We start from the raw sequence: 18,769 nt of genomic DNA on the forward strand, positions 1-18,769 counted from the left end.
TTTTTGAACAGGAATTTGTTACGGATCGCACGACAGGCGCGCATTGCTACGAGAGGCACTCGGCGGCATAATGTAGCCCCTTTTTTCTGCCCCTACATGTGGAAGGTTCCCGTGACTCAGAAGCCCGACCAGTGTCTTGGTGAATGGATCGACCGTGAAGCACTCGCAGAAGCGATGATTCCGCTTATCGGTCAGCTCTACCGCAATAACAACGTGGTGAGCTCGATCTATGGCCGCAGCCTGATCAATCGTTCAGTCATTGCGATTCTCAAAGCTCACCGCTTTGCTCGTCATCGTCAGTCCGATGACAGCGAATTGTCCGTCCACGAAACATTCCCGCTGCTCAAGGCGATGAGCGAGCTCAAGCTCGGCGCCGCTTCGGTTGACCTGGGCAAGCTTGCCGTCAAGTTCAAGGCCGAAGGCAATGGCCGTACTGCCGAGCAGTTCGTCCGCGAAGAACTGGCTGACGTCGTTGGCCAGCAAAACGTTTCCGCTCGCAAGGGCACCGATGTTGTCCTGTACGGCTTCGGTCGTATCGGCCGTCTGCTGGCGCGCATCCTGATCGAGAAAACCGGTGGTGGCGACGGCCTGCGCCTGCGCGCCATCGTTGTCCGCAAGGGCGCCGAGAACGATCTGGTCAAGCGTGCAAGCCTGCTGCGTCGTGACTCGGTTCATGGCCCGTTCGATGGCACCATCACCATTGATGAAGCCAACAACACCATCACTGCCAACGGTAACCTGATCCAGGTTATCTACGCGAAAAACCCGACTGAAGTGGATTACACCCAGTACGGCATCAAAGACGCGCTGCTGGTGGACAACACCGGTGTATGGCGTGACGCCGACGGCCTGGGCCAGCACCTGGCATGCCCGGGCATCGATCGCGTTGTTCTGACTGCGCCGGGTAAAGGCAAGCTGAAGAACATCGTTCACGGCATCAACCACGGTGAAATCACCGCTGATGACAAGATCGTTTCGGCTGCTTCCTGCACCACCAACGCTATCGTGCCTGTGCTGAAAGCCGTCAACGACAAGTTCGGCATCATCAATGGTCACGTTGAGACGGTTCACTCGTACACCAACGACCAGAACCTGATCGACAACTTCCACAAAGGCGATCGCCGTGGCCGTAGCGCTGCGTTGAACATGGTGATCACCGAGACCGGTGCTGCCACCGCTGCTGCCAAGGCCCTGCCTGAGCTGGCCGGCAAGCTGACCGGTAACGCGATCCGTGTTCCGACGCCAAACGTGTCGATGGCCATTCTCAACCTGAACCTTGAGAAAGCCGCCACCCGTGAAGAGATGAACGATTACCTGCGCTACATGGCGTTGCACTCCGATCTGCATAAGCAAATCGACTACGTCAACTCGCAGGAAGTGGTTTCCACCGACTTCGTTGGCTCGCGCCACGCAGGCGTTGTGGACGCTGAAGCGACCATCACCCAAGACAACCGCGTTGTTCTGTACGTTTGGTACGACAACGAATTCGGTTACAGCTGCCAGGTGGTTCGCGTGATGGAAGACATGGCCGGTGTAAACCCGCCAGCATTCCCGCGCTAAGCTTTAGCTGCACATGAAAACGCCCCGACTTTGGTCGGGGCGTTTTTGTTTGTGTGGCGTGTCAGTTGCAGATGTGTTGTTTGTGCCGGCCTCTTCGCGAGCAAGCCCGCTCCCACATTGGATTTGCAGTGTGATCACGTTTGTGTGACCGCCAAAAACCCTGTGGGAGCGGGCTTGCTCGCGAAGGCGATCTATCAGGCGCCGCCGACCACAGCAGCCTGCGCCGTCCGCAATTCATGCCGATTGCCTTTGAACAACACCAGCGTCGCAATCAACCCCAGCACCGCCGCGCCACTGAGCCAGATCCCCGGCGCAGCCTTGTTGTCCAGGACATGGATCAGGTATGTGCAAGCCGCCGGTGTAAACCCGCCGAACGTTGCCGTCGCCAGGCTGTAGGCCAACGAGAAACCGGTCGTACGCACTTCCACCGGCATGATCTCGGTCAGCGCCACGACCATGGCGCCGTTGTACGAGCCGTACAGGAACGACAGCCACAACTCGACGATCAGCAAATGGCTGAAGCTCGGGTTCGCCACCAGCCACGACAGGGCAGGGTAGGCAGTGAGGATCGCCAGGATTGTCGCCGCCAGCAGTAGGGGTTTACGTCCGATCTTGTCGGAAACAGTCCCCATCACCGGCAGCCAGAAGAAGTTCGACAGACCGATACACACCGTCACCAGCAATGCATCCAGATCCGACAGGTGCAGTTCGGCTTTGCCGAAGGTCGGGGTGTAGGCGGTGATCAGGTAGAACGACACGGTGGTCATCACCACCAGCGCCATGCCGGCGATGACGATGCCGAAGTTCTGACTGATCGAGCGGACGACGTCCCGCAGGGTAGGGCGGTGTTTGCGCGCCTGGAACTCCGGCGTTTCCTCCAGTGAACGACGAATCACGAAGATCACCGGCACAATCATGCAGCCGATCAGGAACGGCACGCGCCAGCCCCAGTCACTCATTTCTTCCGGGCTGAGCCAATGATTCAAACCGACGCCGAGCAGACCGGCGAACACCACCGCGGCTTGCTGGCTGGCGGACTGCCAACTGACAAAGAAGCCCTTGCGACCCGGCGTGGAAATCTCCGCGAGGTACACCGACACCCCGCCCAGTTCCACGCCGGCCGAGAAACCTTGCAACAGACGGCCGAACAACACGAGCAACGGCGCAGCAACGCCGAGAGTGGCATAACCCGGCACGCAGGCAATCAGCACCGTACCGGCAGCCATCATCGCCAGGGTGATGATCAGGCCTTTGCGGCGGCCATGACGGTCGATGTAGGCGCCGAGGAAAATCGCCCCCAGTGGGCGCATCAGGAAGCCGGCACCGAACGTGGCCAGCGACAACATCAGGGAAGCGAAAGCGCTGTCGGCAGGGAAGAAGGTTTTGGCGATGGCCGTGGCGTAGAAGCCGTAGACCATAAAGTCGAACATCTCGAGAAAGTTACCGCTGACAACGCGAAAAATCGCTTTGCCTTTGCTCGTGTTGGAGGGCATTTGTAGATACTCATTCTGGTAAATCTTGTTTGGAAGCACTGCACCTGTGCGAGCCTGAGTCCATAATGGCGGGCGCGGTTTTGAGGGGAGATGAAGATTTGTTAACTGGACGGTGGAGTGGACTTGTGGTGCTGGTCGGCGTTTTGTCCGGTTGTGGCAACGGCGACAGTCTGGAACGCTTTGATGGCCCGACCATGGGCAGTCGTTATTCCATTCAATACGTAAGGCATTCCTCCACGCCCGGGCCGAAAGCGGTGCAGGCCGAAGTAGAAAATATCCTCGCCGAAGTGGATCGACAATTTTCGACCTATCGCAGCGACTCCGACATCGAGCGCTTCAACGATCTACCCGCCAACCGCTGTCAGAAAATGCCCGCGCCGATCCTCAAATTGGTCCGCGTCGGTGAGCAACTGTCGGAACTAAGCGAAGGTTCCTACGATCTGACGGTGGAACCTCTGCTCAATCTCTGGGGATTCGGCCCGCAGGCTCGCGAAGAAAAAATTCCTGCGGCCCAGGCGCTGGCCGAAGCCAGGCAACGAGTCGGTTACCAGCACCTGCGTATCGATGGCGATCAGCTGTGCAAGGACGCCGCGGTCGAAGTCGACTTCAACAGCATCGCCGCCGGCTACGCAGTCGACACGATTGCCGCAAAACTCGAAGCAATGGGCATCCACAACTACCTCGCCGAAGTCACCGGCGAACTCAAGGCTGCCGGTAAAAAACTCGACGGCTCGCCGTGGCGCATTGCCCTGGAAGAACCCCGCGACGACCAGCAAGTGGCCGAGCGCATCATCGCCGTCGACGGCTATGGCGTTTCCACTTCCGGCGACTACCGCAACTATTTCGAGCAGGACGGTCGGCGTTATTCCCACACCTTCGATGCCCGCACCGGGGCGCCGGTCCTGCACGCCCTGGCGTCAGTCACGGTGATTCATCCTTCAGCGTTGATGGCCGATGGCTTATCGACGTTGTTGCTGATTCTGGGTCCCGAAAGGGGGTGGGACTATGCCCAAACGCATGACATCGGTGCATTCTTTGTGATTCGTGCCGATACAGGTTTCGTCACACGAACCAATCAGGCTTTTGAGCGCCTCAGTGACGGCAAAACCGAATGATTGCGGCGATTCAAACATCGAAGACTGGCGTTGTAGTGCAGGCAAAACTAGCCTACGACGCGACCAAGGGTTAATGTGCCCGGCGTTGACGCTTCTATAGACTGTGTCCGGGTTCTGCACTGGCCCCAAATTGTTCCTTCACGCCGCAGATCGGCGTGATTTAGCCGCAGGTGCCGAGGGCGCCGCGGCCTGTTCTGAGGAGTACGCATGGCTGTCTACAACTACGACGTGGTGGTACTGGGTTCCGGCCCGGCGGGAGAAGGCGCGGCAATGAACGCCGCCAAAGCAGGGCGCAAGGTGGCGATGGTCGATAGCCGTCGCCAGGTCGGCGGCAACTGCACCCACCTGGGTACCATCCCGTCCAAGGCACTGCGTCACTCGGTCCGGCAGATCATGCAGTTCAACACCAACCCGATGTTCCGGGCCATTGGTGAGCCGCGCTGGTTCTCGTTCCCGGACGTGCTGAAAAGCGCCGAAAAAGTCATTTCCAAACAAGTCGCCTCGCGCACCGGCTACTACGCCCGTAACCGCGTCGACGTGTTCTTCGGCACCGGCAGCTTCGCCGACGAGCAAACCATCGAAGTGGTCTGCGCCAACGGCGTGGTCGAAAAACTGGTGGCCAAGCACATCATCATCGCCACCGGCTCGCGTCCTTATCGCCCGGCGGACATCGATTTCCATCACCCGCGTATCTACGATAGCGACACCATCCTCAGCCTCGGCCACACCCCGCGCAAACTCATCGTTTACGGCGCTGGCGTGATCGGTTGCGAATATGCCTCGATCTTCAGTGGCCTGGGTGTACTGGTTGAGCTGGTGGACAACCGCGGTCAGTTGCTGAGCTTCCTCGACTCGGAAATTTCCCAGGCGCTGAGCTATCACTTCAGCAACAACAACATCACGGTTCGCCACAACGAAGACTACGACCGCGTCGAAGGCGTGGACAACGGCGTGATCCTGCACCTCAAGTCCGGCAAGAAGATCAAGGCCGACGCCTTGCTCTGGTGCAACGGCCGTACCGGCAACACCGATCAACTGGGTCTGGAAAACATCGGCGTCAAGGTCAACAGCCGTGGCCAGATCGAAGTCGATGAAGCCTACCGCACCTGCGTACCGAACATTTACGGTGCCGGTGACGTGATCGGCTGGCCTAGCCTGGCCAGTGCCGCGCATGACCAGGGTCGTTCGGCCGCTGGCAGCATCGTCGATAACAACAGCTGGCGCTTCGTGAATGACGTGCCGACCGGCATCTACACCATTCCGGAGATCAGCTCGATCGGCAAGAACGAGCAGGAGTTGACCCAGGCCAAGGTGCCGTACGAAGTGGGCAAGGCGTTCTTCAAGAGCATGGCGCGTGCACAGATTGCCGGCGAGCCTCAGGGCATGCTGAAAATCCTGTTCCACCGCGAGACTCTGGAAGTGCTGGGCGTTCACTGCTTCGGTTATCAGGCGTCGGAGATCGTTCACATTGGCCAGGCGATCATGAGCCAGCCGGGCGAATTGAACACGCTGAAGTATTTCGTCAACACGACGTTCAACTACCCGACCATGGCCGAAGCCTATCGGGTAGCGGCGTACGATGGCCTCAACCGGCTTTTTTGAGCGGCTCCGGCCGGTGGCCTGAGCCGGCCGGGGAGACCGATTTCAGCAATTCTCGAGGGTGGCGCTGGCCAAACCGGGAAAGTCTGTAATCAGGCTGTCAACGCCGAAGTCGGCGAGTCTGCGCATCAGCGCGGGCTCGTTGACTGTCCACACCGACACATGCAGCCCCTGACGCTGCGCCTTCTGCAGGCGTTCCGGCGTACACAGGGTCCAGTTCAGCGCCAGAATCTCACAGCCATAACTCTGCGCGACCTTCAGCGGGTCGAGCCACGCATACTCGGCCACCAGGCCGCGGGACACGTCCGGCACCAGGTCCAGGGCGGCTTTCAATACTTCACGTGAACTTGAGGTGATCGTGACCTTGTCGAGCAGGCCGAAACGCTGAGCCATTTCGCGAATCGCCAGCACGGTCGTCGCGGCGCGAGTGCGTGAGGCGCTTTTGACTTCCAGCTGCCAATGCTCGAAATCGCATTTCTCGAATAGCTCTTCCAGTGTCGGAATCGGGCACGGCTTGATCCAGCCCGGACCGCCCTTGCGCGCGTCGTAGGTCACCAGCTCGGCGGCCGTGTGTTCGACGACCTTGCCGCGTCGGTCGGTGGTGCGCTTGAGCGTCGGGTCGTGGATGACCATTAACTCGTTGTCCATGGACAGGTGCAGGTCCAGTTCGCAGCGGCGTACGCCGTGCTTGAGGCATTGCTGAAAACTGGTCAGCGTGTTTTCCGGTGCTTCGCCCTTGGCGCCGCGATGGCCGTAGATGAGGGTCACGGTTCTTCCTTAATTTAAATGCCTGATTCGTTATCGCGGGCCAGACGTCGTTCCTGGGCCTGCTTCTGCAAAATGTAGCGGGCGAGCAATTGGCGCTGGGCATCGGTCGGGTATTCGAACTCGGTGCCGACGTCGTAGGCGCCGGCCTTGCGATCGCAATGCGTGACCTTGGCCCGCAGCAACAGGCCGAGGGCTTGCGGCATCAGCACCAGTTTGACCGACAGGTGCGCGCCTACGGCGATGGGCGTCGGGTACTGGAAGTCGATGCCGCCTTCGGAAATGATCACCGGCTGCGGCTCGCCGATCTGCCCGAGCACGGTGATGGCGATCACCTGGCTCAGCAGATCGATGCGTTTGTTCTGGGATTTCAGGAACGCTGCGAGGTTGCGGTCGCGCTCGCTGATCTGGCGCAGCAGGTGCTGCGACTCGAATTCGCTCAGGTGCAGTTCGCTGAGCAAGTTGAACAGAGGGGAAGCATCCTGCAACACTTCCTGGCCTGCGGCTTCGGGAGCGGACAGGGGCCGAATTTCCAGTGCGATCGTGTCCTCGATACGGTAGTATTCGCGGCGATCTTCTTCATCTAATGTCGACATGGCGAACCCATGGTAGCGGCGGTGGTCTGAGTGTAAAGCTGGTTATCGACCCCCGCCACAAGGACGTTCCTTTTCCCTCCGAACAAGCCCCGACATGTTCAGACCTCTCTTCGTATTTATTGGCACGCGTTATACCCGTGCAAAGCGTCGCAATCATTTTGTGTCGTTCATTTCCCTGACTTCAATGATCGGACTCGCCCTCGGCGTGGTCGTGATGATCGTCGTGCTGTCGGTCATGAACGGCTTCGATCATGAGATGCGCACCCGCGTGCTGGGCATGGTGCCCCACGCGACCATCGAGTCCGGTGAGCCGATCAGCGACTGGCAAAACCTGGCCGCCAAGGTCAAGCAGAACCCGCAGGTGACGGCCGTGGCGCCGTTCACCCAGATGCAGGGGTTGCTGACCAACAACGGCAAGGTTTCCAAAGTCCTGCTCAATGCCATCGACCCTGCGCTGGAACGCCAGGTCTCGATCATTGATAACTTCATGCAGCAGGGCAAACTCGACGACCTCACACCGGGAAGTTTCGGTATCGTCATCGGTGACAAGGCGGCCGCCAAGCTCGGCGCTGCGGTCGGCGACAAGCTGACGTTCGTCGCGCCGGAAGTCACGGTGACCCCGGCCGGGATGTTCCCGCGCATGAAACGCTTTACCGTAGTCGGCATCTTTCATGTCGGTGCGGGTGAGATCGACGGGTATCTGGGCGTGACCAACCTGCAGGATCTGGCGAAGCTGCATCGCTGGAAGCCGGATCAGGTCCAAGGCATCCGCCTGAAGTTCGACGACCTGTTCCAGGCGCCGCGCACAGCATGGAATATCGCCCAGCAACTCGGCGAAGACCATTACTACGCCCGCGACTGGACCCGGACCCACGGCAACCTGTATCAGGCGATCCGCATGGAAAAAGCCATGATCGGCCTGCTGTTGCTGCTGATCGTCGCCGTCGCCGCCTTCAACATCATTTCCACACTGGTGATGGTGGTGAACGACAAGAAGGGCGATATCGCGATTCTGCGCACCCTCGGCTCCACGCCGGGGCAGATCATGGCCATCTTCATGGTCCAGGGCACGGTCATTGGCGTGATCGGTACGCTGATCGGCGCGGTGGTCGGGATTTTCGCCGCGCTGAACGTCAGCGCCGCTATCTCGGCCCTCGAAGGGCTGATCGGCCACAAGTTCCTCAACGCCGACGTGTACTTCATCGATTACCTGCCGTCGCAAGTGCAGAGCCAGGACGTGTTGATGGTCTGCGCCGCCGCGTTGGTCCTGAGTTTCCTCGCCACCCTGTATCCAGCCTGGCGTGCCGCGCGCACCCAGCCTGCGGAGGCGCTACGTTATGAGTGAGTTGGGTATGAGTGATAAAGCAATCTTGAGCTGCCGCGACCTGGGCAAATCCTACGAGGAAGGCCCGGAGTCGGTCGAAGTGCTGGCCGGTCTGCAACTGGAACTGCATCCGGGTGAGCGCGTGGCGATTGTCGGCACCTCGGGCTCGGGCAAAAGTACCTTGCTCAACCTGTTGGGCGGTCTCGACACGCCGACCAAGGGCAGCGTCTGGCTCGACGGCGAAGAGTTGTCGGCCCTGAGCGAGAAGAATCGCGGCCTGTTGCGCAACCGGTCGCTGGGTTTCGTCTACCAGTTCCACCATTTGTTGCCTGAGTTCACCGCGCTGGAAAACGTCTGCATGCCGCTGCTGATCGGCAAAACCGCAATCCCGGAAGCGCGTCAGCGTGCGACCGCGTTGCTGGAGCGGGTAGGGCTGGGCCATCGCCTGGAGCACAAACCGGCCGAACTGTCCGGCGGCGAACGTCAGCGTGTGGCCATCGCCCGCGCCCTGGTGAACAAGCCCGGGCTGGTGATGCTCGATGAGCCGACCGGCAACCTCGACTCCCACACCGCCCAGGGCATTCAGGATTTGATGCTGGAACTCAGCACTTCGATGCGCACGGCGTTCCTGGTGGTGACTCACGACATGAACCTGGCCCGCCAGATGGATCGCGTCCTGCATTTGCAGGAAGGTTGCCTGACGCCCATCTGATTGACCGAAACCCGGCGTACTGAACAGTACCTCGGGTCTTTTATTTTTATACGGTGCCCCAGCGAATGTTCAGACCGCTATCGATCTTTATCGGCATGCGCTATACCCGCGCCAAGCGCCGCAATCGCTTTGTTTCCTTCATCTCGATGACCTCGATGATCGGCCTCGCCCTCGGCGTGCTGGCGATGATCGTGGTGTTGTCAGTGATGAACGGCTTCCAGCGCGAAATGAGCTCGCGCATCCTCGGCATGGTGCCGCACGCGACCATCGTCGGCGTGAACCCGATCGACGACTGGCAGCCCGTGGCCGCCGCCGCGATGAAAAACCCGGAAGTGACCGCCGCCGTGCCGTTCACCGAGATGGAAGGCATGCTCTCCTATAAAGGCACGATGCAGCCGATCCAGGTCAGCGGCGTCGATCCGGCGCAGGAAGGCAAGGTGTCCATCGTCGCCCAGCACATCGTTCAGGGCCGTCTCGATGCCTTGAAGCCGGGCGAGTTCGGCGTGGTGATCGGCGAGATCACGGCGCGGCGTTTCCGCTTGAATGTCGGCGACAAGATCACCCTGATCGTGCCGGAAGTCAGCAGCGCACCGGGCGGCATTACCCCGCGCATGCAGCGGCTGAACGTGGTCGGCGTGTTCAAGGTTGGCGCCGAGCTGGATGGCTCGATGGCGCTGATCCACGTCGCCGACGCCGCGCAGATGCAGCATTGGGCACCGAATCAGGTGCAGAGCGTGCGTTTGGCGGTGAAGGATTTGTACGCCGCGCCGAAGGTCTCCAGCGATATTGCTGGCGGGCTGGGCACGGCTTACAAGGCTGACGACTGGACCCACACTCAGGGCAGTCTGTTCAGCGCGATGAAGATGGAAAAAACCATGATCGGCCTGCTGTTGCTGATGATCGTCGCCGTGGCGGCGTTCAACATCATCGCAACGTTGATCATGGTGGTGAACGACAAGGGCGCGGACATCGCGATCCTGCGCACCATCGGCGCCACGCCTCGACAGATCATGGCGATCTTCATGGTGCAGGGCACTGTAATCGGGATTGTCGGCACTTTGATCGGCGGTGTGCTCGGCGTGATTGCCGCGCTGAACGTCAGTGAGCTGGTGGGCTGGATGGAGCGGGTCAGTGGCCAGCACATCTTCAGTTCCGACGTGTATTTCGTCAGTAACTTGCCTTCGGAATTGCAGGGCGGGGATGTGTTGTTGATCTGCTCGGCGGGGTTCGTCTTGAGCTTCCTGGCCACGGTTTACCCGGCTTGGCGGGCGGCGAAGATCGAGCCGGCTCACGCGTTGCGGTATTCGTAAGCCGTTACACCGCTTTCGTCGGAACGCCGCCCGGAGCAAGTCGAATCGTCGCACCGCCGCTCCCACATTTGATCTGAGTCGTTCACGAATGTGTGATTCAACCCGGTCACCTGTGGGAGCGGCGGTGCGACGATTCGACTTGCTCGCGAAGGGGCCAGACCTGCTGGCCTCAATCCCCCTTAGGCAACTCAATCACAAACCGCGTCCAACCACTCTCCGATTCACAACGAATCTGCCCGCCATGGGCACGGATGATCGACTGGGTAATCGCCAGTCCCAACCCCGCATGCTCACTGCTGCCCTCCTGACGCGCCGGATCAGCCCGGTAAAACCGGTCAAACAATCGCGGCAACAACATAGCGTCAATGCCTTCGCCACTGTTCTCGACCGTCAAACTCAAGCCTTTCACCTGATCAACAATCCGCACCCGCACCTCTCCATCAGCAGGCGTAAACCGCAACGCGTTATCCAGTAAATTGGAAAGCGCCCGACGCAACATATTGCGGTCACCTTCCATCCGCGCGCTTCCCTCACGGCTCAACGTCACCCGGGCGTCTTCAGCCAACGGTGCAAAAAAATCCAGTAACACATCCGCTTCTTCTGCCAGTTCCAGGGATTCGCGCTTGGGCGTCAGCAATCCGTGGTCAGCCTTGGCCAGGTACAGCATGTCGTTGACCAGTTGCGCCATCCATTGCAGCTCTTCGAGGTTGCTGTGCAGCGCTTCGCGGTAATCCTCGATCGGCCGGGGGCGGGTGAGGGTGACCTGGGTGTGGGTCAGCAGGTTCGACAGTGGCGTGCGCAGTTCATGGGCAATGTCGGCAGAGAAGGCCGAGAGCCGTTGAAACGAGTCGTCCAGGCGTCCGAGCATGGCGTTGAAGCTGTGGGCCAATTCGGTGAGTTCCGACGGCATGTTCTCTTCAGGCAGCCGGGCATTGAGCGATTGTGCCGACACGCCGCTGGCAATCGCGCTCATGCGCCGCAGAGGACGCAAGCCACTGCGGGCCGCCCACGCACCGAGTAACGCGGTGGCCAGGGCGGACAAACCGACGGTCAACCAGATCAGGCGCTGCATGCGTTGCAGAAAGTGCTGGTGGTGGGTGATGTCCAGCAGCAAGGTCAGTTGCGGTGAATCGGGCCGGTCGACAAACAACGGTGCATTCAGCACGCGATAATCGGTGTCGTCGTCGTTCAGCGTGGACAAGCCCGGTTTTTGTGGCAGCTTTTCCGGCAGGCGAGTCGAGCTGTCATACCAGCGCTGGCCATCGCTGCCGGTGATTCGCAGTGACAGATCCGCTTGTTGGCTCAGCTCATCCGTCAGCCTGACTTCGCTTTCACTCGACTGAACGTCATGCAGCGCGCGGCGCAAACCTATCAATTTACCGTCCAGCAGTTGCTGATCGAGCTCGATGAAGTGCGCCTCGCTGGCACGACTGAACAACACCCCTGCAAGCAATGAAACCACGGCGGTACAGGCCGCAAACAGCAGCGCCAGGCGACTGCTCAGCGAAAGTCGACGCATCAGGCGGGGCGCTCTTCAAGGACATAACCCATGCCGCGCACGGTATGAATCAGCTTGTTGGGGAATTCATCGTCGACCTTCAGGCGCAAACGGCGGATCGCAACTTCAATGACATTGGTGTCACTGTCGAAATTCATGTCCCAGACCTGGGAGGCGATCAGCGATTTGGGCAGGACTTCACCCTGGCGCCGCAAGAGCATTTCCAGCAGTGCGAACTCTTTGGCGGTCAGGTCGATGCGCAGACCACCGCGTTCCACCCGGCGGCGGATCAAATCCAGGCGCAAGTCGGCCAGTTGCAAGCTGGTTTCCTGAGGCGAAGTGCTGCCGCGTCGTAACAGGCTGCGGACCCGCGCCAGTAATTCAGAGAAGGCGAACGGCTTGACCAGGTAATCATCGGCACCCAGTTCGAGACCGTGGACTCTGTCCTCCACGGCATCTCGGGCCGTCAGGAAAAGTACCGGCATATCGAGGCCGGCACCGCGCACAGCTTGCAGAATTTGCCAGCCATCGCGGCCGGGCAGCATCACATCAAGGATCAACAGCGCGTAATCGCCACTCAGCGCCAGTTGTTGCCCGGTGTTGCCGTCGGCCGCCAGCTCGGTGGTGAAACCGGCCTCGGTCAAGCCCTGGCGCAAGTAGTGGCCGGTTTTCGGTTGGTCTTCGACGATCAGCAGCTTCATGGGCAACTCGAGGCAAATGGAACGAACGCTTTATACCGTGGGCAGGGTTGATACAGCTCAACCTGACAAAGTTGTAATCTGGCTGTCAGGTTGCGGGCAGTGGTGACAGTTTAGAGTTTTCCACAGGCTGAACCTTATCTTGTTGGAGCACGACTATGTTTTTGCGCAAACCTTGGGTGCTGGCCGCCTGTTTGTTAGCACTGAGCTCGCCGGTGTGGGCATCGCCGGCACATACCTACGATTTCGGTCAACCGGCGCCGGCGGCCAAAGCGACCCGCAGTGTCGAGGTCGTGATGGGCGACATGTCGTTCACGCCAAAGGCAATCGATATCAAGGCGGGTGAGACGGTTCGTTTTGTGCTGGTGAATAAAGGTCAGCTGCTGCACGAATTCAACCTCGGCGACGCGGCGATGCATGCCCGGCATCAACAGGAAATGTTGAAGATGCAGCAGAGCGGCATGCTCACGTCTACAGGCATGAAGGAAATGGACCACGGTTCGATGGCCGGCATGGATCACGGCATGATGAAGCACGATGACCCGAACAGTGTCCTCGTCGAGCCGGGCAAAACCGCGGAGCTGATCTGGACCTTCACCAAGGCCACCAACCTGGAATTTGCCTGCAATATTCCCGGCCACTACCAGGCGGGCATGGTCGGTAAACTGACTGTCAGTCAGTAAGCACTCAAAGGCGGGCGCAAAGGCTGGTAGAATCCGCTGATTCTTCAGTCAGGTTTCCGCCATGCATCCCGCAGCCGAACACTCGCCGCTGGGCAAATCCAGCGAATACATCGCCACCTATACGCCGTCCCTGCTGTTCCCGATCCCGCGTACCGCGAAGTGGGCGGAGTTGGGCCTGACGGCCGAGACCCTGCCTTATAAGGGCGTGGACTTCTGGAACTGCTTCGAGCTGTCGTGGCTGTTGCCATCGGGCAAGCCGGTGGTGGCGATTGGCGAATTCAGCATCCCGGCGGATTCGCCGAACATCATCGAATCGAAGTCGTTCAAGCTGTACCTGAACTCGTTGAACCAGACGCCGTTTGCCGACACCGCGACCCTTGAAGCGACCCTGGTGAAAGACCTCTCGGCCGCAGCCGGCAGGCCGGTTGGCGTTCGGATTCGCAGCCTAAAGGAGGTTGAAGCCGAAGGCGTCGTGGCGTTGCCGGGCGTGTGCATCGATGACCTGGAAATCAGCGTCAGCAACTATGAGCATCCGCGCCCGGAGCTGCTGCGTTGCGACGATTCGCGCATTGTGGAAGAGAGCGTGCACAGTCATTTACTCAAATCCAACTGCCCGGTCACCAGCCAGCCGGACTGGGGCAGCGTGGCGGTGGAATACCGTGGGGCGGCGCTGGATCACGCGAGTCTGCTGGAATACATCGTGAGTTTCCGTCAGCACTCGGACTTCCATGAACAGTGCGTGGAGCGGATTTTCCTCGACTTGCAGCGATTGCTGAAGCCGGAGAAATTGACGGTCTATGCACGGTACGTGCGGCGCGGTGGGTTGGACATCAACCCGTATCGCAGTACTGAAACCGTTCAACTGGCAAACTACCGCTTGGTCCGTCAATAAAGATCTAATGTGGGAGCGAGCCTGCTCGCGATGGCGATGGCTCATCCAACATAGATGTCGCCTGACACTCAGCCATCGCGAGCAGGCTCACTCCCACAGGGATTGCATTGCACATCCCGGATATGAAAAAGCCCCGCTAGCGATAGCAGGGCTTTTTTGCATCAGGCGGGTTCAGATCCCCATGTTGCCCAAGGCTTGCACGATGTTGCGCAAGGTGCCGGCGAGGGTAGGGTGTTCGATTTCGAATCGCTCGACGGCCAGGTTCACGTTGTCGGAGAGGCTGGAGTCCTGGGTTTTGGTCTCGAGCTCGAGCTCAAGTTCGATCTGTTGCATCAGCGCGTGCAGGTCTTCGCGCTCGGCTTCCGTCAGCGGCGGATTCTGTTCCAATTGCTCGCGCAGAGTATTGAGTTGTTGTTGCAGTTCGCGGGCAGGCATGGCGTTCTTCCTTTTATCGATAGGCACTGGCATAGACCGCAGCAGTGAGCCAAAGGTCTATGGCTTGCCTTTAGATTAATCCACTCCAGCTGAACCTGCATGATCTCGGTCAGGGCTTTTCGCCCTTGAGTCGACGCAGGCTGATGTCGGCCAGGCAGGTATCGAGTTCGCCCAAGTGATCGATCACCGAATGCACGCCGAGACTGAACAGCTGCACGGTCGCTTTTGCGCGCAGGTGTTCGCGCTCCTTTTGGCTTAAGGCCTGCCATTCGCCGGGCGCCAACCCGCAGAGCGAGCCGCAGGACGCCAGGCCGATCGTCCACAGCCCGGCATTCAGTCCCGATTGCAGCAATCGCGGTTCGCCGCTGACCAGCACACAACCGTCCAGCTGTTCGACGTTCAAGGCCATCAAGGCTTGCCAGCATGCGTTCGGGGCCGGCCATGGATTGATTGTTGCGGGGTGTTGCGAAGGTTTGATCCACGTAGGCATCGCGCCGGCGAGGGAATGGCTGAGGGCAGGGGGCAACTCGTCGAGCCAGGCGCAAGGAATCTGCAGGCGCTGCAAGCTGTTCAGACTGTCCAGCGCGCCGGGTGTGAACTCGGCGTGTTCGATCGTGTGAGCATCGTTCTGGCGCATCCGGGCGCCGAAATCCACCAGGCAACCACTGAGCCCGAACAGTACGGCGGTCAGGCTGTGTGCAGCGAGGGGCAAGGCTTCGGCGCGTGGCATATCAACGTCCCTGAAATAGCGACAAGGCTATGCGCTGCCGGTGACAGTTGAGTGACACTGATGTTAAACGCGTTCAGTCAGGGTGAATGTTCCGTAGGGCATCGCGCGCGCGGCTGCCCCAAACCGGCTTTTCCGTCTTATACTAGCCAGCTTATCGCCTGGGCCAAGCGCCCATGCCAGTACAATCCAAGGAGTTTTCTATGCGCTGGAGCAATCGTCTAGCTCAGCTTTGTGTGTGTGCCAGCGTGTTGCTGGTTCCGTTCGCAGCCCAGGCTGCCACGGAAGACGACCCTTGGGAAAGCGTCAACCGTCCTATCTTCCAGTTCAACGACTTCGTCGACACTTACGCCCTGAAGCCAATCGCTCAGGGCTATGAGTTCGTGACGCCGCAGTTTCTGGAAGACGGCATTCACAACATGTTCCGCAACGTCGGTGATGTCACCAACCTTGCCAACAACGTCTTGCAGGTCAAACCTGCTGCAGCGGGCGTAGACACGGCGCGCCTGATCTTCAACACCACTTTCGGCTTGCTGGGCTTCTTCGATGTCGGCACTAAGATGGGCCTGAATCGTAGCGACGAAGACTTCGGTCAGACGCTCGGTTACTGGGGCGTGGGCAGCGGCCCGTATGTGATGCTGCCGCTGTTGGGTCCAAGCACGTTGCGCGATGCACCTTCCAAGTACGTCGACGGCTACACCGGCCCGTACCGCTATATCCACGATGTGCCGGTGCGTAACTCGATCTTCGGCCTGAACATCGTCGATACCCGCGCAAGCTTGCTGTCGAGCGAGAAGCTGATCAGCGGCGACAAATACACCTTCATCCGCAATGCGTACTTGCAGAACCGCGAGTTTAAAGTCAAGGACGGCCAGGTCGAAGACGATTTTTGATCTCGACCGATCAAATGAAGAAGGCGGCCAATCGGCCGCCTTCTTTCGTTTGGATCCGGGCCTATTTCATCTTTAAGATTGTAAGTCCGAGTTTCTGACTACCACCATCCTGTTCCTTCACCCAGACCACTTCGGTGTCGGCTTCAAGCCCTTTGAGCGCTGAATGATCGGAATCGATGCGCACGCTGATTTGGTCACCGACCTTGAACAGGCGGGGCGCCTCGACCTGCATGCCACTGCTGGAAAGGTCGATGCAGACGGCTGGCACCTCATCGCCTTCGTGAATCAGCGACACATCCGCATCGACCCGCATGCGGATGAAATCGCGCTTTTCGCTGTAGTCCCGATCGGTTTGGCTCATGGGCTTCATCCTTCAATTGGGTTACGGATTTGCCTGTTCTTATAACTCCCGGTGATTTGACAAGTAAAGACGTCAAGCGACCATCGGCGTGAGCTTGAAACGCCCCGCGGATGGGAGTACCGTCTGCGCCTTAGAAGGGCACCTCTGGTGTACTTGTGTGTAGGGCAAATGCCCGATAACAGTGCGACAGAGTGGCTAGAAAGCGAATCCAGTAGTGTGAGCCGGGATAAACCCCGTGCCTGCTACGCCAACCTAATTCTGGCGCCGTTTGCCCACATGCCAAAAACCAGTGCCACGCTGCTGATAATCGATGATGACGAAGTAGTGCGCGCGAGCCTCGCGGCCTACTTGGAAGACAGTGGTTTCAGTGTCCTGCAGGCCAGCAATGGCCAGCAGGGTCTTCAGGTATTCGAGCAAGACAAGCCCGACTTGGTCATCTGCGATCTGCGCATGCCGCAGATGGGCGGACTCGAACTCATTCGCCAGGTCACCGAGCTGTCGCCGCAAACCCCGGTGATTGTGGTTTCGGGTGCCGGCGTGATGAACGACGCGGTCGAGGCCTTGCGCCTGGGTGCGGCGGATTACCTGATCAAGCCTCTCGAAGATCTGGCTGTGCTCGAGCACTCAGTGCGTCGAGCCCTGGATCGCGCGCGCCTGCTGCTGGAAAACCAGCGCTACCGCGAGAAGCTGGAAAAAGCCAACCGCGAGCTCGCCGCCAGCCTGAACCTGCTCCAGGAAGACCAGAACGCCGGTCGCCAGGTGCAGATGAATATGCTGCCGGTCAGCCCCTGGACCATCGACGAGTTCCAGTTTGCCCACCAGATCATCCCGTCGCTGTACCTGTCGGGTGATTTCGTTGACTACTTTCGGGTCGACGAGCGTCGGGTCGCCTTCTACCTGGCGGACGTTTCCGGTCATGGCGCCTCGTCAGCCTTCGTCACCGTGCTGCTGAAATTCATGACCACGCGCTTGCTGTTCGAATCCAAGCGCAGCGGTACATTGCCGGAATTCAAGCCTTCAGAGGTCCTTGGTCATATCAACCGGGGCCTGATCAGTTGTAAGCTGGGTAAACACGTCACAATGGTCGGTGGAGTCATCGACGAGGAGACAGGTTTGTTGACCTATAGCATCGGTGGTCATTTGCCGTTGCCTGTGTTGTACACGCCAGACAGTGTTCGTTATCTGGAAGGGCGTGGTCTGCCGGTGGGCCTCTTTAATGAAGCCACCTATGAAGACCACGTGCTGGAGCTGCCGCCGACGTTCAGCCTGACGCTGATGTCCGATGGCATTCTGGACCTTTTGCCAGAACCTACACTCAAAGAAAAAGAAGCGGCTTTGCCCCAACGGGTCAAGGCAGCGGGCGGCAGCCTGGATGGTCTGCGGCAGGTTTTTGGATTGGCCACGCTAGGGGAGATGCCGGATGATATCGCCCTGTTGGTGTTGAGCAGGAATCTTTAATGAGTACCGGTAGAATCCAGTTCGCCGAGCAGGATGGCACCTTCGTCCTGAAGTTCGTCGGTGAAGTTCGCCTGACCCTGTGTTCGGCGTTGGATGCGACTATTGAGCGGATCTTCACCGCGTTGAACTTCAACGCGATCGTGATCGACCTGACCGAAACCCGCAGCATCGACAGCACCACCCTTGGCCTGCTGGCCAAACTGTCGATCCTGTCGCGGCAGAAGGTCGGCCTGCTGCCGACCGTCGTCACCACCCACGAAGACATCACCCGTCTGCTGCAGTCCATGGGCTTTGAGCAAGTGTTCAACATCGTTGACCGCCCGATCCCGTGCCCTGAGTGCCTGACTGACCTGCCTGACCAGGATCAGTCCGAGGAAGTGGTGCGGATCAAAGTGCTCGAGGCACACAAAATCCTCATGGGCCTGAATGACTCCAATCGTGAAGCGTTTCATGATCTGGTGAATGCTTTAGAGCGGCACTGATCCCTTGTGGGAGCGGGCTTGCTCGCGAAAGCGGTCTTCAAGAGTTCTTGTATCGACTGACACAACGCTTTCGCGAGCAAGCCCGCTCCTACACGGGTTCTGTGTACAGCTCGCAATGTCGGGATTCAAAGCAAAAAAAAGGGCGAACCTGTAAGGGTTCGCCCTTTT

General features: G+C 59.3%; 19 protein-coding genes. 11 read left to right on the forward strand and 8 right to left on the reverse strand.

Annotated elements, in window-relative coordinates; all coding sequences use genetic code 11:
* Window positions 1-96: 96 nt before the first annotated feature.
* The gene (locus ACA072_RS09725; protein ID WP_497624113.1) at window positions 97-1,560 is read left to right on the forward strand and encodes a glyceraldehyde-3-phosphate dehydrogenase; all 1,464 of its coding nucleotides are present in this window, start codon (window positions 97-99) and stop codon (window positions 1,558-1,560) included.
* A gap of 194 nt (window positions 1,561-1,754) precedes the next feature.
* Here ACA072_RS09725 and ACA072_RS09730 read toward each other — a convergent pair whose 3' ends face one another.
* Complete coding sequence (locus tag ACA072_RS09730) at window positions 1,755-3,053, reverse strand: MFS transporter (RefSeq protein WP_497624114.1); 1,299 nt, start codon at window positions 3,051-3,053, stop codon at window positions 1,755-1,757.
* A gap of 65 nt (window positions 3,054-3,118) precedes the next feature.
* Here ACA072_RS09730 and ACA072_RS09735 point away from each other — a divergent pair, with 65 nt between their 5' ends.
* A complete protein-coding gene (locus ACA072_RS09735) occupies window positions 3,119-4,168 on the forward strand; it encodes an FAD:protein FMN transferase (RefSeq protein ID WP_497624115.1) in 1,050 nt (349 codons plus the stop codon).
* A gap of 207 nt (window positions 4,169-4,375) precedes the next feature.
* The gene (sthA, locus tag ACA072_RS09740; protein WP_007907752.1) at window positions 4,376-5,770 is read left to right on the forward strand and encodes a Si-specific NAD(P)(+) transhydrogenase; all 1,395 of its coding nucleotides are present in this window, start codon (window positions 4,376-4,378) and stop codon (window positions 5,768-5,770) included.
* Window positions 5,771-5,812: 42 nt separating this feature from the next.
* On the opposite strand, the gene ACA072_RS09745 is transcribed toward sthA, so the two are convergent.
* Both ACA072_RS09745 and ACA072_RS09750 read right to left on the reverse strand, forming a co-directional pair.
* Entirely contained in the window at window positions 5,813-6,535 is a 723-nt protein-coding gene (locus ACA072_RS09745; protein WP_010456321.1) for a glycerophosphodiester phosphodiesterase, read from the reverse strand.
* 14 nt (window positions 6,536-6,549) lie between these two features.
* Entirely contained in the window at window positions 6,550-7,128 is a 579-nt protein-coding gene (locus ACA072_RS09750; protein WP_497624116.1) for a PilZ domain-containing protein, read from the reverse strand.
* A 94-nt stretch (window positions 7,129-7,222) separates the two neighbouring features.
* Between ACA072_RS09750 and ACA072_RS09755 the strand changes: the two genes are divergently transcribed.
* From ACA072_RS09755 to ACA072_RS09765, 3 genes are all read left to right on the forward strand, one after another.
* Window positions 7,223-8,473 (forward strand): lipoprotein-releasing ABC transporter permease subunit, encoded by a 1,251-nt coding sequence (locus ACA072_RS09755; protein ID WP_497624117.1) that lies wholly within the window; start codon window positions 7,223-7,225, stop codon window positions 8,471-8,473.
* Between the two features lie 7 nt (window positions 8,474-8,480).
* Entirely contained in the window at window positions 8,481-9,164 is a 684-nt protein-coding gene (gene lolD, locus ACA072_RS09760) for a lipoprotein-releasing ABC transporter ATP-binding protein LolD (RefSeq protein WP_178082290.1), read from the forward strand.
* 65 nt (window positions 9,165-9,229) lie between these two features.
* Entirely contained in the window at window positions 9,230-10,474 is a 1,245-nt protein-coding gene (locus tag ACA072_RS09765; RefSeq protein ID WP_497624118.1) for a lipoprotein-releasing ABC transporter permease subunit, read from the forward strand.
* Between the two features lie 169 nt (window positions 10,475-10,643).
* Here the strand turns inward: ACA072_RS09765 and ACA072_RS09770 are convergent, their stop codons facing one another.
* Together ACA072_RS09770 and ACA072_RS09775 are read right to left on the reverse strand one after the other, a co-directional pair.
* On the reverse strand, window positions 10,644-11,993 hold the full coding sequence (locus tag ACA072_RS09770; protein WP_497624119.1) for a heavy metal sensor histidine kinase: 1,350 nt from the start codon (window positions 11,991-11,993) through the stop codon (window positions 10,644-10,646).
* A complete protein-coding gene (locus tag ACA072_RS09775; protein WP_497624120.1) occupies window positions 11,993-12,673 on the reverse strand; it encodes a heavy metal response regulator transcription factor in 681 nt (226 codons plus the stop codon). The genes ACA072_RS09770 and ACA072_RS09775 overlap by 1 nt, the downstream gene beginning before the upstream one ends.
* Before the next feature lie 155 nt (window positions 12,674-12,828).
* Between ACA072_RS09775 and copI the strand changes: the two genes are divergently transcribed.
* Both copI and queF read left to right on the forward strand, forming a co-directional pair.
* A complete protein-coding gene (gene copI / locus ACA072_RS09780; RefSeq protein WP_497624121.1) occupies window positions 12,829-13,353 on the forward strand; it encodes a copper-resistant cuproprotein CopI in 525 nt (174 codons plus the stop codon).
* Window positions 13,354-13,414: 61 nt separating this feature from the next.
* Complete coding sequence (gene queF / locus ACA072_RS09785; RefSeq protein WP_497624122.1) at window positions 13,415-14,245, forward strand: NADPH-dependent 7-cyano-7-deazaguanine reductase QueF; 831 nt, start codon at window positions 13,415-13,417, stop codon at window positions 14,243-14,245.
* A gap of 171 nt (window positions 14,246-14,416) precedes the next feature.
* On the opposite strand, the gene ACA072_RS09790 is transcribed toward queF, so the two are convergent.
* Window positions 14,417-14,680 (reverse strand): DUF4404 family protein, encoded by a 264-nt coding sequence (locus ACA072_RS09790; protein ID WP_438661901.1) that lies wholly within the window; start codon window positions 14,678-14,680, stop codon window positions 14,417-14,419.
* Between the two features lie 109 nt (window positions 14,681-14,789).
* Window positions 14,790-15,410 carry an HAD superfamily inactivated hydrolase PcrP gene (gene pcrP, locus ACA072_RS09795; RefSeq protein WP_497624123.1) on the reverse strand — a complete coding sequence of 207 codons (621 nt, stop codon included), beginning with the start codon at window positions 15,408-15,410 and terminating at the stop codon, window positions 14,790-14,792.
* A gap of 200 nt (window positions 15,411-15,610) precedes the next feature.
* On the opposite strand from pcrP, the gene ACA072_RS09800 reads away from it, so the two are divergent.
* Window positions 15,611-16,300 (forward strand): MlaA family lipoprotein, encoded by a 690-nt coding sequence (locus ACA072_RS09800; RefSeq protein ID WP_497624124.1) that lies wholly within the window; start codon window positions 15,611-15,613, stop codon window positions 16,298-16,300.
* 61 nt (window positions 16,301-16,361) lie between these two features.
* Here the strand turns inward: ACA072_RS09800 and ACA072_RS09805 are convergent, their stop codons facing one another.
* Complete coding sequence (locus ACA072_RS09805) at window positions 16,362-16,661, reverse strand: PilZ domain-containing protein (RefSeq protein WP_497624125.1); 300 nt, start codon at window positions 16,659-16,661, stop codon at window positions 16,362-16,364.
* A gap of 276 nt (window positions 16,662-16,937) precedes the next feature.
* Here ACA072_RS09805 and rssB point away from each other — a divergent pair, with 276 nt between their 5' ends.
* Both rssB and rssC read left to right on the forward strand, forming a co-directional pair.
* Window positions 16,938-18,119, forward strand: coding sequence for a two-component system response regulator RssB (gene rssB / locus ACA072_RS09810; protein WP_010456296.1), 1,182 nt, complete (start codon window positions 16,938-16,940; stop codon window positions 18,117-18,119).
* A complete protein-coding gene (rssC, locus tag ACA072_RS09815) occupies window positions 18,119-18,601 on the forward strand; it encodes an anti-sigma factor antagonist RssC (protein WP_007935262.1) in 483 nt (160 codons plus the stop codon). The genes rssB and rssC overlap by 1 nt, the downstream gene beginning before the upstream one ends.
* The last annotated feature ends 168 nt before the right edge of the window (window positions 18,602-18,769 follow it).

The sequence above is a fragment of the Pseudomonas sp. LBUM1656 genome (genome assembly GCF_059716065.1).

What these genes read in the sequence shown, in the direction of transcription:
- rssC (WP_007935262.1), top strand. Translation starts at nt 18,119, where the DNA reads ATGAGTACCGGTAGAATCCAGTTCGCCGAGCAGGATGGCACCTTCGTC.
- ACA072_RS09755 (WP_497624117.1), top strand. Translation starts at nt 7,223, where the DNA reads ATGTTCAGACCTCTCTTCGTATTTATTGGCACGCGTTATACCCGTGCA.
- ACA072_RS09770 (WP_497624119.1), bottom strand. Translation starts at nt 11,993, where the DNA reads ATGCGTCGACTTTCGCTGAGCAGTCGCCTGGCGCTGCTGTTTGCGGCC.
- ACA072_RS09790 (WP_438661901.1), bottom strand. Translation starts at nt 14,680, where the DNA reads ATGCCTGCCCGCGAACTGCAACAACAACTCAATACTCTGCGCGAGCAA.
- sthA (WP_007907752.1), top strand. Translation starts at nt 4,376, where the DNA reads ATGGCTGTCTACAACTACGACGTGGTGGTACTGGGTTCCGGCCCGGCG.
- rssB (WP_010456296.1), top strand. Translation starts at nt 16,938, where the DNA reads ATGCCAAAAACCAGTGCCACGCTGCTGATAATCGATGATGACGAAGTA.
- ACA072_RS09725 (WP_497624113.1), top strand. Translation starts at nt 97, where the DNA reads ATGTGGAAGGTTCCCGTGACTCAGAAGCCCGACCAGTGTCTTGGTGAA.
- pcrP (WP_497624123.1), bottom strand. Translation starts at nt 15,410, where the DNA reads ATGCCACGCGCCGAAGCCTTGCCCCTCGCTGCACACAGCCTGACCGCC.
- ACA072_RS09765 (WP_497624118.1), top strand. Translation starts at nt 9,230, where the DNA reads ATGTTCAGACCGCTATCGATCTTTATCGGCATGCGCTATACCCGCGCC.
- ACA072_RS09805 (WP_497624125.1), bottom strand. Translation starts at nt 16,661, where the DNA reads ATGAGCCAAACCGATCGGGACTACAGCGAAAAGCGCGATTTCATCCGC.
- ACA072_RS09800 (WP_497624124.1), top strand. Translation starts at nt 15,611, where the DNA reads ATGCGCTGGAGCAATCGTCTAGCTCAGCTTTGTGTGTGTGCCAGCGTG.
- queF (WP_497624122.1), top strand. Translation starts at nt 13,415, where the DNA reads ATGCATCCCGCAGCCGAACACTCGCCGCTGGGCAAATCCAGCGAATAC.
- copI (WP_497624121.1), top strand. Translation starts at nt 12,829, where the DNA reads ATGTTTTTGCGCAAACCTTGGGTGCTGGCCGCCTGTTTGTTAGCACTG.
- ACA072_RS09750 (WP_497624116.1), bottom strand. Translation starts at nt 7,128, where the DNA reads ATGTCGACATTAGATGAAGAAGATCGCCGCGAATACTACCGTATCGAG.
- ACA072_RS09775 (WP_497624120.1), bottom strand. Translation starts at nt 12,673, where the DNA reads ATGAAGCTGCTGATCGTCGAAGACCAACCGAAAACCGGCCACTACTTG.
- ACA072_RS09735 (WP_497624115.1), top strand. Translation starts at nt 3,119, where the DNA reads ATGGCGGGCGCGGTTTTGAGGGGAGATGAAGATTTGTTAACTGGACGG.
- ACA072_RS09730 (WP_497624114.1), bottom strand. Translation starts at nt 3,053, where the DNA reads ATGCCCTCCAACACGAGCAAAGGCAAAGCGATTTTTCGCGTTGTCAGC.
- lolD (WP_178082290.1), top strand. Translation starts at nt 8,481, where the DNA reads ATGAGTGATAAAGCAATCTTGAGCTGCCGCGACCTGGGCAAATCCTAC.